Genomic DNA, 14,128 nt, shown 5'->3' with positions numbered 1-14,128 from the left:
GTTTTTATTAAGGAGAATAAGTATGATTACAGGAATAATGAAAAACAAAATAGATCGTATATGGACGATACTATGGACAGAGGGAAGCACAAATCCTTTAACTAACATTGAACAATTAACTTATCTAATCTTTATGAAAGGTCTTGATGAATCTGAACTTGAAAAAGAAAAAGATAACGAACTTTTGGGTATAAACGATTATATAGGTATATTTCCCAGAGATAAACAACATATTAGATGGAATAGTTTTAAAAATTTAGGTGATGCTCAACAAATATATTCGATTATTCAAAATGAAGCATTTCCTTTTATAAAATCACTTGGCGGTAAAGAGGAATCAGCATTTTCTGTGTACATGAAAGAAGCTATATTTCAAATAAATAAACCTGCTACATTACAACGAATTATAAGTATAATTGATGAATTACCTACTGAAGATAATGATACTAAAGGGGATATATACGAATATTTACTTTCTAAACTTGCTCAATCTGGAACAAATGGTCAATTTAGAACACCACGTCAAATTATAGAGATGATGGTAGAATTAATGCAACCGAAACCAGAAGATTCAATTATTGATCCAGCTATGGGAACTGCAGGTTTTTTAGTACAAGCTAGTGAATACTTAAGAAAGCATCACGATGACTTATTTAATATTCATTCACTTAATGAACATTTCCATAAGTCAATGTTCTTTGGTAATGATATGGATAATACAATGTTACGCATTGGTGCAATGAATATGATGTTACATGGTGTGGACGAGCCACAAATATCTTATCGAGATTCCCTATCTGAAGATAATGTTGAGCGTGATAAATATACTTTAGTACTTGCCAATCCTCCATTTAAAGGTTCATTAGATTATGAGTCTGTATCTAATGATTTATTAACAATAGCTAAAACAAAGAAAACAGAATTATTATTTCTCAACTTATTCTTGAGAATATTAAAACCGGGAGGTCGAGCGGCAGTTATAGTACCTGATGGTGTGCTATTTGGTTCATCAAAAGCACATAAAGATGTCCGTAAAGCCATTGTTGAAGATAATAAATTAGAAGCTATTATAAAAATGCCTAGTGGTGTATTTAAACCATATGCAGGTGTTTCCACGGCAATATTAATTTTTACAAAGACTAATGATGGTGGGACGGATAATGTGTGGTTCTATGATATGAAAGCTGACGGATATTCTCTTGATGACAAACGTTCACCAATTAAAGAAAATGATATTCCAGATATTATAGAGCGTTATCATAATATTGATAAAGAATTAGAAAGAAAACGTACTGATAAATCTTTCTTTGTATCGTTTGAAGAAATTAAAAAGAATGATTGGGACTTATCTATCAATAAATATAAGGAAATAGAATACGAGAAAAAAGAATATCGTAAACCATCTTCTATCATAGAAGATATAAAAAAAGCAGAAAATGATATTATAAATAGTGTTAGAACATTGGAGGACTATTTAAATGAAAACAGTTAGACTTGGCGATTATGTGAATATTCGTACTGGAAAGCTTGATGCTAATGCAAGTGATGAAAATGGAGAATATCCTTTCTTTACATGTTCAATTAAGCCATTAAGAATAGATTCATATTCATATGATTGTGAGTGTGTACTTGTAGCAGGGAATGGAGATTTAAATGTAAAATATTACAACGGTAAGTTCGATGCTTATCAAAGAACATATATAATACAAACAAAAGATAAAAGTATTTTAGATGTTAAATTTTTGTATTATTTTATGAGTAAATATATTAGAATATTACGTAATCAGTCAATTGGTGGAGTAATAAAATACATAAAATTATCGAATTTAACTGATGTAAATATTGCTTTACCGGATATTGATTTACAAAAAAAATATGTTGAAATTGTAGACTTAACAAAAGAAACACTATTTCATACGCAACAACAAGTAAATTTATTTGATGAATTAGGAGAAAGTTTATTTATTGATATGTTTGATGATATATTAATTTCAAGTAATAATTTGGTTTTGTTTAATGAAATAATAAGTATAGATACAAATAGTACAAAGAACTTCGAATTTTATTCAGAATTCCCTCATGTTGGTATTGAAAATATAGAAAAACAAACTGGGAAATTAAAAAATTTAAAAAAAGTAAAAGATTCTAATTTAAAAAGTATTAAATATATATTTAATGAGAATCATATTATATATAGCAAAATACGACCTTATCTAAACAAAGTTGCTATGCCAAACTTCTCTGGATTATGTAGTTCTGATGCTTATCCTCTAGTAGTTGATGAAGATTTTACTAATAAAATCTTTATAGGTCATTTGTTGAGACAAGATATATTTCTAAATTATATTGAAAAAAATAGCACAAGAACTAATATTCCAAAAGTAAATAAAGCACAACTTAACAATTTTTCTTTTAATCTTCCTCCTTTATCTTTACAGAACGAATTTGCTGAGAAAATTGAAAAAATCGAAAAACTTAAAAAGCAATGTCAAAAAAGTTTGAAATACTGTGAAGAATTGTATGAAACAATGCTACATAAAGCGTTTAATGGTGATTTATTTAATTAATAATTTGTCTATTTAATTAATAAAGGAGTAATTAGATGAGAAACTTTGATTTTATTGTACAAAAGAAAAAATATAAAGATTTTGCACATAATTGTTTGGAAGCAGAGCAATCATTAATGATAAGCCCAAGTTCCTGTGCGATGTTGACACGTCGTGCACTTGAATTGGCTGTAAAGTGGGTGTATCGATTCGATGACGATGTGAAGGTTCCTTATCGGGATAATCTATCGAGTTTAATCCATAATAGATCATTTATTGAAATTATTGATGGCGATTTATTACCAATGATTAAATTTATTATTAAATTAGGTAACTCAGCTGCACATACTAGTGTTCAAATTACGCGTGATGAAGCTATATTATCATTAAACAATTTATTTCAATTTATTTCATGGATTGATTACTGTTATTCAGATAAATACACAGCAGGAGAATTTCGTGAAAATATTCTTCCAAAAGACGGACTTAAATCTAGTGTTGGGCCTGAATCCACTATCAATTATGAAGTGACAATGGGTAGGAAAGATAAACCATTAATTGAACAACGTGAAAAAGACTATCAAATTAGAAAAGATGTTTCTAATCAGCGTCATGAACATAGTGAATTTTATGACTTTGAAGTAGCTACACCAACTGAAATGGATACACGTAAAATTTATATAAATTTAGATTTAAAACTTGCCGGTTGGGTCTTTAATCGTAATATGCAAGCAGAGTATCAAGTTCAAGGAATGCCAAATAAATCTGGAAAAGGATATGTAGATTACGTATTGCGAGGAGATAACGGTAAAATTATTGGATTAGTAGAAGCTAAAAGAACAACTAAGACACCTGAGGCAGGCAGACAACAGGCCGTATTATACGCTAATTCTATAGAAAGAGAACAAGGATTAAGGCCAGTAATATTTTATACAAATGGTTTTAGAACATTTATATTACATGATGATTATCCTTCTCGCGAAGTTTCTGGATATTATACTAAAGATGAACTTGAATTATTAGTTCAAAGACGAACTACAAAGAAACCTCTAATAAATTATGAAATTAACAACGACATTACAAATAGATATTATCAAAAAGAAGCAATAGCAAATATATGTGATGCTTTAATGAATAAACAGAGAAAAAATTTATTAGTAATGGCTACTGGCAGTGGAAAAACACGTACTGCTATTTCGATTGTAGATGTATTGAGAAAAAATAATTGGGTGAAAAACGTGCTTTTTCTTGCCGATAGAACAGCTTTGGTTAGACAAGCAATGAGAAGTTTTAATTCGTTGTTGCCAGATTTATCAATGTGCAATCTTTTAGACAAAAATGCTGATCCTGAAAGTAGTCGTATGGTGTTTTCAACGTATCCCACAATGATGAATGCTATTGATAATATAAAATCAAAAGACGGTGAACGTTTATTTACGGTTGGTCATTTTGATTTAATAATCATTGACGAATCACATCGTAGTATTTATCAAAAATATCAAAGTATCTTCGATTACTTTGATAGTATGTTAATAGGGTTAACAGCAACTCCGAAAGACGAAGTAGATCGTAATACTTATTCGTTATTTGAATTAGAAAATGGGGTGCCTACCTATGCTTACGAATTGAAACAAGCTGTTGATGATGGGTTTTTAGTTGAATATAATACACTAGAATCTAAAACAAAATTTCTTGAAAAAGGCATAATTTATGATGAATTAAGTGAAGAAGAAAAACAAGAATATGAAGATATGTTTGATGAAGAAGATTTAAGAGATATCGATAGTAGTGAAATAAATGAGTTTTTATTTAATGCAAATACTATCGATAAAGTAATTGAATCATTATTAGAGAATGGATTAAAAGTTGAAGGTGGAGATAAATTAGGTAAAACTATTATCTTTGCCAAAAGCCACAAACATGCGATGGCAATCAAGGAAAGATTTGATGTGAGGTATCCTAATTTAGGAAGTCACTTTGCTGAAGTTATCGATAATACAATAAATTATCATCAAGACTTAATAGATAACTTCTCAGTAGTCGATAAATATCCTCAAGTTGCAATTTCTGTAGACATGCTCGATACCGGTATTGATGTGCCAGAAGTCGTAAATCTTGTTTTCTTTAAAAAGGTACGTTCTAAGACAAAATTCTGGCAAATGATTGGTAGGGGTACAAGACTTTGCGAAAATTTATATGGACAAGGTATTGATAAAGAGAGGTTCTTAATATTTGATTGGTTGAACAATTTTGAGTTTTTCAGAGTGAATCCCATTGGTGTGGAATCTACAATAGGATTAAATTTAACGCAACGCATTTATAATATGCGTTTAGATATTGTTCGAGAACTACAAGATTTAAAATATCAAAAAGAACATTTACAAACTTATAGAAAATCACTCATAAATGATTTGAGCAGAGAAGTAAACTCTTTAAATCAAGAAAGTTTTAGAGTTAAGCAAAATATTCAGTATGTAGATAAATATCGAAATAAAGATAATTGGAATGCTTTAGCTGTTCTTGAAACTAATGAAATAAAAGATCGTGTTACACCATTAATTGAAGCAAAAGAAGAAGAGGAGTTAGCTAAACGATTTGACTTGTTAATATTAACAATTGAACTTGCAGTTTTAGCTTCAAATAATGCATCTGCTCCAATTAAAAAAGTAATGAGAACAGCAAAAGAATTATCTAAATTAGGTACAATTCCCCAAGTCAAAAAACATTCACAATTAATAATAGATGTTCAAGAGAAGGAATTTTGGGATAATCCTTCAATTAAGAGTTTGGAAGACGTGAGAGATGCTTTACGAGAGTTAATTAAATTTATAGAAAAAGAAAAGAGAAAGATTTATTATACAAACTTTGAAGACGAAGTAATAGAACAAATATCTGGAGAACCTATTTTTGATGTGAATGACCTTAAAAGTTATAAGGAAAAAGTTAACCATTATATAAAAGAACATAAAGATCACGTTGTAGTGTATAAACTATATCATAATAAGCCTCTGACAAATAAAGATATAGAATTGCTAGAAGAAGTGTTATGGAGAGAACTAGGATCTAAAGAGCAATATGAAAAAAATTATCCAGAAAAACCAATTACTGTTTTAGTCAGAGAAATTGTAGGCTTAGATAAACAGGCAGTAAATTATGCTTTTTCTGAATTTTTAACAGAAGGAAGATTGAATTCACATCAAATTGACTTCGTGAAAAAGATTATTGATTATATTTCTCAGAACGGCATATTGGATAAAAAAGAATTACAAAGAGATCCATTTAGGAAATATGGTAGCATTACAAAATTATTTGAAGATAATCAAGATGATGCGCAAAAAATTATTGAGATAATTGATTATATTAACAAAAATACGAAAGTTAATGAATCAAATATGAAAAATATAACTTAGATAAGTATATTTAGTTTAATTTGAAAATAGATAGGTACAATCATCGATGTGATGATTATTAAAACACCACTTGTTAATACGGTGATTAATAGGTGGTGTTCACATGAAAAAGTTTATAGTTATAGGAGACTACACTCTCATGTACTTTTCAAATAGATTCAAAAATTGAAAGGTGTATAATCTAGAAACTACTATTAAATTTTAATGACCACTCTAGAAGTCTGACTTAAAAATATAACTTAATTAATTGTATTTTTTATAAATCAATATGTGATTATTTAGATTGCCAACCAGGTGATATTATTGTGAATGAGAAGAGTTAAAATACTCCTTACTTCTAAAATTAAAAGTTATATTGCAATTAAAAAGAATGACATCAAAGACAGTGGTAATTTAAATGTGTAAAAAATACTTATTATATTAATTGTTTTTGTAATAAATAAAAAGGCTCCTAAATTCTTAGTGAATTAGGGAGCCTTTAATATTATTTTGAAAAAAATGAATTGTTTGAGTTTGCGTTATTCATCATCCTTTCTACTAATTTTTAACACTTCTCACCAAATTATTTTTAGGCCAACCTAAAATAATTTGTCAACAAACAAAAAATGTGTGACAATTGTTAAGAGATTTTTAAGAAAGGGTAAAATAATGTTAAAAATAATAAGAAGCATTAGAATTCGCATGAAGTATTTAGATTTAGGTATTATGTCTTGTTTTATAATTCTAAGTATTATAGGTGTGGTTATGATTTATAGTGCGAGCATGGTAGCTGCTTCAAGAGGAAGTTTAACTAATGGAGTGCCGGTAGAGGCTAATTTTTTTATGAAGAGACAATATATTTTTGTGATTTTAGGATTTATTTTACTTTTAATTATTTGTATGTACTTTAATATCAACGCACTTAAAAATAGTAATATGCAAAAGTTTATTGTTTTGGGAACAATAGCATTACTATTTCTGACATTGATAGTAGGTAAAGAGATCAATGGCTCAAAGAATTGGATTAACTTAGGGCTATTTAGTATTCAAACATCAGAATTTCTAAAGTTAGTGGCTATTTTTTATCTTGCATTTATATTAGATAAACTTCTAACAAATAGGCGAAGTTATCAATTGAAAAATTTGGTTCCACCATTATCTATATTAGGTTTAGGTTTAGTACTTGTATTAATGCAAGGAGATTTAGGTGGAACATTGCTAACATTGGCAATTATTGCCTCTATTTTAATATATTCTGATATTAAAAATAAAATTAAATTGCAGATATTCTCTATAACTTCAGTACCTATAGTGCTATATGTATTTTATACATTGGTTTTTGATTCTAACAATCTATATAGGATGAAGCGTATAAAAGTAGTTTTAAACCCTTTTAAGTATGAAAATGGCGATGGGTATCAGTTAACTAATGCTCTGATATCCATCAGTAATGGTGGAGTGTTCGGCCGTGGATTAGGAAATGGCATTTTAAAATTAGGATATTTACCTGAACCTCATACAGATTTTATATTTACAGTTATTGCTGAAGAGTTAGGTCTTATTAGTGTGATATGCATATTACTTATTTATGGATTTATAATAACGAGAGGTTTGATTTATGCTAATAAAACGAATAATCATTTTTACAAACTTATTTGTGTTGGTGTCGTAAGTTATTTATTTATGCAAATTTTTATAAACTTAGGTGGTATATCAGGACTAATACCATTAACAGGTGTAACTCTACCGTTATTAAGTTATGGTGGATCATCCATGCTGAGCATCAGTATAGCACTAGGAAGTATGCTAGCAGTAATAAGACAAATTAAGAAAGAGAAGTTTATATAAATACAAAAAATATACAAACAAAAATATCAATTTTAATATTTATCATATCATTTTTCTTTCAAATTGAATTTGTTCATAATGAGTTCATATAATAGGTGTTAAATAAGTATATGAAATTTGGAACAAATAAACGAAAGAAGGCATGAACATGAAAGAGAAAAAATATGATATTGTTGTAGTATTTTTATTGATTGGTGTATTTATGGCTGCGCTTGATAACGGGATTATTAGTGCAGCATTAACTACAATTAACCAGTCTTTTGAAATTACGGCTCAGATGGGGTCATGGGGTATTACGATTTATACGTTAGGTATGGCAATATCAACACCTATTGCCGGTAAACTTGCTGATATGTTTGGTCGAAAAAAAGTATTTATTGTTGAAGTGATATTATTCGGGTTAGGATCATTACTTGTGGCACTGAGTCCAAATTATACATTCTTCATCATTGCACGATTAATTCAATCATTTGGTGGCGGGGGTTTGTTTGTAATTGCGAGTTCGCATATTATCTCTGCTTATAAAAAAGAAAAACAAGGAAGCATGCTCGGTGGTCTTGGTGCAATGAATGGTATAGCATCAGTTCTTGGGCCAAACATAGGTAGTTTGCTCATTAATGTTAGTGGAACATGGCATTGGTTATTCTTAATTAATGTGCCAGTAGCAATTATGATTGTTATCTTTATGATGATCAAAATGCCTGAAACACAAGAGAAAGTTAGAACTAAAATTGATAAATATGCAATAATGCTATTCTCATTTTCTACTTTATTAATGATGTTTGCGATTAATAATATTCAAACTGGGAACATCACTGGAAGTATATTTAGTTTGTCAGTTATCGGATTGATTATACTAGCGATTATTGGATATGCCATCATGATTTTAATAGAATATAAAAACGAATCCTCTAATGTAGATTCATTTTTGCCTTACTTTTTATTAAAAAAACCAGCATTTTCAATTACTTTAATCATGGGTGTATTATCTGGAATGTTAATCGGTGCTATTATCTTTATTCCATCATTCGTTGAAAATGTATTACACGTAAGCGCCGCGAATAGTGGTTATTGGATGACACCACTTGCTTTAGCTTCAGGAGTTGGTGCTTCAATGGGCGGTAAAATTGTAGATAAAAAAGGACCAATATTTGCCTTAGTTGTTGCGAGTATTGTAAGTATTATCGGCTATGGTGGCTTAGCACTCTTTACGTATGAAGCCGTTGCGTTTTTTGTATTTTCAATTATTGCAGGACTAGGATTTGGCTTTACAATTGGAGCGCCAATGACGGTATTAGCAACACGCTCAGCAGACTCTAGTAAAAATAATAGCACAGTTATAGGTACTTTATCCGTATCGAGACAAGTAGGTATTACAATTGCACCAACACTATTTGCTACATTTATACAGGTTGGTTTCAGTCAAACGGGAACTAAAATAAAAGAAAACTTAAGTCAAGCACACTTTAATATAAAGGATATACCACATAAATTTATGAATTCAATGCAACCTGATTCAGGTAGTATATCTAAGACACTAGATCAAATTAATCAGATTCCAAATAAAGCAATGAGAGACGCTATTACAAACGGTATTATAGAGGCAACACATTTAGCTTATATGCCAGTATTTTTGACAGCAGCAATTGCATCAATGATTATTTTGATACTTGTTATTGTCTTTAAAAAAGAATTTAAATATTAATGTTCAAAGCCTGTACTATCATAATAAGAATATCTAAATTGTTTTGAATACTTCAATATTCGTATATAATCATATTAAATACTAGAATTGAGGTTTTCAAAGTGAAGAAATTATTCATTTTAGGCGTGTGTTTAATAGCTTGTGTTATCATAATTGGCTTTATATTTTTAGACGTAAATCAACAAACACATTCAGATAAACAGCAACATACGAAACAGACTGGACATGCTAAGTTTGTTAGTAACCAAACACCTACTTTATTTCTACATGGATATTCAGGTAGTGCTAACTCTGTAAAATTTATGGTAAATGAAGCAAAGGATAAAGGTGTCACGAAGAATATAATTAAAGCATATGTATCTCAAGACGGAGAAGTTCAACTTAAAGGAAAATGGGCGAAAGATGCAATTAATCCGATTGTACAAATTGAATTAGAAAATAATAAGCAAGGATATTTTGATGTAAATGCTAAGTGGATTAAAAATGTATTAACGAGTTTACAAAATGAATATAACATTAAAAATTTTAACTTTGTAGGACATTCAATGGGAAATTTGTCATTCGCAACGTATATGCTGACATATGGCGATGATCAATCACTACCAAAATTAAATAAACAAGTAAACATTGCAGGCACATTTAATGGCGTATTAAATATGAATGAAAATGTTAATGAAATTAGTGTAGACGCTAATGGCAAACCGAGTCGCATGAATCCACCATATCCTGAATTACGAAAGCTTAAAGAAATTTATAAAGGTAAGCGTATAGAAGTGCTGAATATTTATGGTGATTTAAAAGATGGCACACACTCAGATGGAAGAGTATCCAATAGCTCTTCAAAATCGTTGAAATATTTACTCGGTAATAGCCCTAAAAGTTACCGTGAATCAAAATATGAAGGCCATAACGCACAACACAGTCAATTACATGAAAACAGCGAAGTAGCTGATGAAATAATTAAATTTTTATGGGAAAGATAAAGTGGATAGTACAATCTATCGGAACTGTCCATATATTCCAAACAAAAACACCACGCTTTTTTAAGCGTGGTGTTTTCCATTTCTAATACTTATTGATTGTTGTTAACGTAAGATTCTGGGTTAACTGCATATTCATTACCTACGCCACCTTGCATGCGTTGGAAATGTAAGTGAGGTGCAGTTGAATTACCTGTACTTCCTGATTGACCAATTTGTTGACCTGCTTTAACTTCGTCACCTTTTTGTACATTTAATTTATTCATGTGCATGTACCATTGGTAATAGTCACTGTTTTTTTCTTTAATTGTTACTTGGTTACCGCCACCATAGTTACTCCAACCGCTTTGGATTACAGTACCATCAGCTAGTGAGTATACAGGTGTATTTTCATCCATAGCATAATCTACGCCATAGTGTGCACCGCCGCCATGATATTGACCGTATTCTTGTAATTTTTTATTTTTAGTTAACCAATTTGATGAAGCTTCTGCATTGCCTTCACCTTCATTAGAACTTGCTTTAGAATTGTTATAAGTTGCTTGGTCTTGAGATGCGTTATTGTTATATTGTGTAGTTTCTTGATTGTTATTAGTCGCATTAGAAGTCGTTGAAGTAGCTACATTTTCATTGTTTCTAGCTTCTTGATTTGATTCTGCTGCTTGATCTTCGTTTACATTATTCTCTTGATATCCATTTTGTTCAATAGAATCATTTGATTGAGCAGGATAATTTTCATTATTGTCTGTCTCAAAATAGTAATAATGTGTGATACCACTTGCATCTACTACATAAGATTTATACTCTTTATTATCGAACATAGATTGATTCCAATTGCCATCTAATGTGTGATGGTAATTACCATTACTATCTATTGTATAATAAACACCATTTTCAATACCTGTATAGTTTTGAGTATTTTGTGTAGATACATTATTTTGTTCTGCTGCTTGAGCATCATGTTGAACAATACCCGTAGTTAAAATTCCAATAGTAGCTATTGAAGTTGTTAATAATTTTTTCATTTTAGTAAACCTTCCTTTTTTAAACTATAGAGCTCAATTTATCATGCGTTTAAGAGAAAATAAACACTTGTAATCGATTTGTACTTGCTAATTAAAAAGTTGTAATATTTTTTAAATATTATTACTGAAGTCTGAATTTTTGAATTAAAATTAACTCCTTATTTCGCCTAATATACACGGTTTTAGTGATGATTTTATTAAAACTGAGTATTACAAACAAAAAATCTAAAGCACTTTAAAAGATGCCTTAAACGGAATAAACGTTGGTTTCTAAGGCTTTATTCTGTAATAAGGTGAAATAAATATATTTTAAAAACCAAATTCTACAATTTTTAATCGATAAATGAAAAAAAGCAGTCTTATGAGAAATCTCATAAGACTACTGAGGTAGTTTAAATGATGAGTTGAATAATTGCGACGATGATTAAAATACTAATAATCCATTTCTGTATGATACTTGGGACTTTTTCTCCTAATTTTAAACCTAAGGGCGCGAAAATAATACTTCCTATTATTAAAATTAAAGCTTCTCCAAGAGGAATGTAACCTTGTAAAAGTTTAATAACAAAGGCGCCAATTGAAGAAATAAAAGCAATGATTATACTATTTGCAACAACTGTATTCATTGGTAATTTAAAGACAACTAATAATATAGGAATAATGATAAAGGCCCCACCTGCGCCAACTACACCCGAAATGATACCGACGAAAAGACCGATTATTGCTAATAAAGGATTATTAAAGGCAGTTTGGTCTGGATTAGGTTTCACGTTAATAAACATTAATATTAATGCAAGTAAAGCAATGATTATATACACCATATTTACAAATGAATCATCAAAGAGATTTGCTAAAAAGGCGCCAATCGTACTCCCCGTAATCATTCCTCCACCCATGTAAAACACTAATTTTGGTGAGAATTCTGGTTTTTTTCGTGCTTTCAATGAACCGCTTAAAGTACTGAAAAATACTTGGCTAGAAGTTAGTCCTGATGCTATGTACGCACTATATGAAGGTGCGCCAAGTAAGGGTGGTATTAATAAAATAGCCGGATAAATGACGATAGCACCACCAATGCCTACTAGTCCTGATATAAATCCTCCGAGTATCCCAATGAGTAATATGATAATAACAGTTAAAATGTCCACTATTTACTTTTTACTAATAAGTTGATAGCTTCATTAATTATTTCTTGAGAATCTTCATCGTTTTCATCAACTGATTTTACACATTCTATTAAATTTTCACTAATAATAATACCCATTAAACGTTGTAATGAACTTTTAGAAGCACTAAGTTGAGTTACTACGTCTTTGCAGTGCTTTTCTTCTTCCATCATTTTAACGACACCATTTAATTGACCTTGTATCCTGTTAATACGATTGATCATTTTTTTATCATACTTCATAGATTTGTCCTCCGCTTTTAATTGAATAAAGTCATAATAATGGATAAAAACAAATATGTCAAATACCATGTGGGGTATTTGACAAGGCGTGCATAATGTTTTAGTATACCCCTATAGGTATTTATAGGAGGATATTATGAAAAAATATAATGAAGAGCATATCAACAATTTAAACAAACTAGAACTAGAAAAATTGGGTTCACAAGGTTTACTGATTGACGTAAGGACACAAGAAGAATATGAGATAGGACATATAAATGGTGCTATATTACATCCTTTAGATAAGATTGAATCATTCAATAAAGCCCAAAATGAAACATACTACATATACTGTAAAAGTGGTAACAGAAGTGGTCAGGCTAGTAAATATTTAGCTGAACAAGGTTATGACGTTGTGAATTTAGACGGCGGTTATAAAGCTTTTGAAGAAAAAAACTTCGATGATAGTGTGTTTGAAAGCAATAGAATTATAAATATTAAGGATAATCGTAAAAAATTTAATTATAGTAATTTACAATGTCCAGGTCCTATTGTAAACATCAGCAAAGAAATGAAAAATATTGAAGAAGGTGACCAAATTGAAGTTATGGTAACAGATATTGGATTCCTTAGTGATATTAAGAGCTGGGCAAAACAAACCGGACATACTTTAGTAAAGCTCGATGAAAGCAACAATAGCATTAGAGCAATTATTCAAAAAGAAAAGCCTAAAGAATTAGAGGTAAGTCATACTTCAAATGGTACTACAATCGTACTATTTAGTGGTGAGTTGGATAAAGCAATAGCAGCATTGATTATTGCTAACGGTGCTAAAGCTTCAGGAAGAAATGTAACGATCTTCTTTACTTTTTGGGGGCTTAACGCATTGAAAAAAGATCAAGTACGTAAAGTTAAAAAGAAAGGTATCGCAAAAATGTTTGATTTTATGTTGCCGAAAACACCTTTGAAAATGCCAATTTCTAAAATGAATATGTTCGGTTTAGGAAATATCATGATGCGTTACGTAATGAAAAAGAAAAATGTTGATTCTTTACCATCACTTATAGACCAAGCAATTGATCAAGATATCAAATTAATCGCATGTACGATGAGTATGGATGTTATGGGAATTCAAAAAGAAGAATTAAGAGATGAAGTTGAGTACGGAGGAGTAGGTACTTATATAGGCGATACTGTAAACGCGAGTCATAATTTGTTTATTTAATTAAATTTATTAATATAAGGAGT

At 29.9% G+C, this 14,128-nt stretch carries 11 protein-coding genes; 8 read left to right on the top strand and 3 right to left on the bottom strand.

What is annotated here, in order from left to right; translation table 11 throughout:
- Nucleotides 1-22: 22 nt before the first annotated feature.
- The 7 genes from LQ608_RS07985 (at nucleotide 23) to LQ608_RS07960 (ending at nucleotide 10,471) form a co-directional block, all read left to right on the top strand.
- Nucleotides 23-1,492: a type I restriction-modification system subunit M gene (locus tag LQ608_RS07985; protein WP_239751159.1), complete on the top strand. Its 1,470-nt coding sequence runs from the start codon at nucleotides 23-25 to the stop codon at nucleotides 1,490-1,492.
- Nucleotides 1,479-2,567 (top strand): restriction endonuclease subunit S, encoded by a 1,089-nt coding sequence (locus tag LQ608_RS07980; protein ID WP_239751157.1) that lies wholly within the window; start codon nucleotides 1,479-1,481, stop codon nucleotides 2,565-2,567. The genes LQ608_RS07985 and LQ608_RS07980 overlap by 14 nt, the downstream gene beginning before the upstream one ends.
- Nucleotides 2,568-2,602: 35 nt before the next feature.
- Entirely contained in the window at nucleotides 2,603-5,956 is a 3,354-nt protein-coding gene (locus LQ608_RS07975) for a DEAD/DEAH box helicase family protein (RefSeq protein ID WP_239751154.1), read from the top strand.
- Between the two features lie 242 nt (nucleotides 5,957-6,198).
- Nucleotides 6,199-6,279 carry a helix-turn-helix domain-containing protein gene (locus LQ608_RS12545; protein WP_481817132.1) on the top strand — a complete coding sequence of 27 codons (81 nt, stop codon included), beginning with the start codon at nucleotides 6,199-6,201 and terminating at the stop codon, nucleotides 6,277-6,279.
- Between the two features lie 325 nt (nucleotides 6,280-6,604).
- A complete protein-coding gene (locus LQ608_RS07970) occupies nucleotides 6,605-7,783 on the top strand; it encodes an FtsW/RodA/SpoVE family cell cycle protein (RefSeq protein ID WP_239751153.1) in 1,179 nt (392 codons plus the stop codon).
- Nucleotides 7,784-7,931: 148 nt separating this feature from the next.
- Complete coding sequence (locus tag LQ608_RS07965) at nucleotides 7,932-9,488, top strand: MFS transporter (protein WP_239751151.1); 1,557 nt, start codon at nucleotides 7,932-7,934, stop codon at nucleotides 9,486-9,488.
- A 101-nt stretch (nucleotides 9,489-9,589) separates the two neighbouring features.
- The gene (locus LQ608_RS07960) at nucleotides 9,590-10,471 is read left to right on the top strand and encodes an alpha/beta hydrolase (RefSeq protein WP_239751149.1); all 882 of its coding nucleotides are present in this window, start codon (nucleotides 9,590-9,592) and stop codon (nucleotides 10,469-10,471) included.
- 89 nt (nucleotides 10,472-10,560) lie between these two features.
- Here the strand turns inward: LQ608_RS07960 and LQ608_RS07955 are convergent, their stop codons facing one another.
- The 3 genes from LQ608_RS07955 to cstR all read right to left on the bottom strand — a co-directional run bounded on the left by LQ608_RS07955 (nucleotide 10,561) and on the right by cstR (nucleotide 12,901).
- Nucleotides 10,561-11,493: a M23 family metallopeptidase gene (locus tag LQ608_RS07955; protein WP_239751147.1), complete on the bottom strand. Its 933-nt coding sequence runs from the start codon at nucleotides 11,491-11,493 to the stop codon at nucleotides 10,561-10,563.
- A 392-nt stretch (nucleotides 11,494-11,885) separates the two neighbouring features.
- The gene (locus LQ608_RS07950; RefSeq protein ID WP_239751145.1) at nucleotides 11,886-12,641 is read right to left on the bottom strand and encodes a sulfite exporter TauE/SafE family protein; all 756 of its coding nucleotides are present in this window, start codon (nucleotides 12,639-12,641) and stop codon (nucleotides 11,886-11,888) included.
- Nucleotides 12,641-12,901 (bottom strand): persulfide-sensing transcriptional repressor CstR, encoded by a 261-nt coding sequence (cstR, locus tag LQ608_RS07945; protein WP_239751143.1) that lies wholly within the window; start codon nucleotides 12,899-12,901, stop codon nucleotides 12,641-12,643. The genes LQ608_RS07950 and cstR overlap by 1 nt, the downstream gene beginning before the upstream one ends.
- Before the next feature lie 136 nt (nucleotides 12,902-13,037).
- On the opposite strand from cstR, the gene LQ608_RS07940 reads away from it, so the two are divergent.
- Nucleotides 13,038-14,105: a DsrE/DsrF/DrsH-like family protein gene (locus LQ608_RS07940; protein WP_239751141.1), complete on the top strand. Its 1,068-nt coding sequence runs from the start codon at nucleotides 13,038-13,040 to the stop codon at nucleotides 14,103-14,105.
- Nucleotides 14,106-14,128 lie beyond the last annotated feature (23 nt).

The organism is Mammaliicoccus sp. H-M34, from assembly GCF_022386495.1.
GTDB classification, from domain to species: Bacteria; Bacillota; Bacilli; order Staphylococcales; family Staphylococcaceae; genus Mammaliicoccus; species Mammaliicoccus fleurettii.
Note: the sequence above shows the minus strand (reverse complement) of the source record. Positions and strands in the feature narration are given on the sequence as shown.

Bases quoted from the DNA above. Each gene is read 5' to 3' on its own strand.
- LQ608_RS07965 (WP_239751151.1), top strand. From the start codon at position 7,932: ATGAAAGAGAAAAAATATGATATTGTTGTAGTATTTTTATTGATTGGT.
- LQ608_RS07985 (WP_239751159.1), top strand. From the start codon at position 23: ATGATTACAGGAATAATGAAAAACAAAATAGATCGTATATGGACGATA.
- LQ608_RS07975 (WP_239751154.1), top strand. From the start codon at position 2,603: ATGAGAAACTTTGATTTTATTGTACAAAAGAAAAAATATAAAGATTTT.
- LQ608_RS07955 (WP_239751147.1), bottom strand. From the start codon at position 11,493: ATGAAAAAATTATTAACAACTTCAATAGCTACTATTGGAATTTTAACT.
- cstR (WP_239751143.1), bottom strand. From the start codon at position 12,901: ATGAAGTATGATAAAAAAATGATCAATCGTATTAACAGGATACAAGGT.
- LQ608_RS07980 (WP_239751157.1), top strand. From the start codon at position 1,479: ATGAAAACAGTTAGACTTGGCGATTATGTGAATATTCGTACTGGAAAG.
- LQ608_RS07940 (WP_239751141.1), top strand. From the start codon at position 13,038: ATGAAAAAATATAATGAAGAGCATATCAACAATTTAAACAAACTAGAA.
- LQ608_RS07970 (WP_239751153.1), top strand. From the start codon at position 6,605: ATGTTAAAAATAATAAGAAGCATTAGAATTCGCATGAAGTATTTAGAT.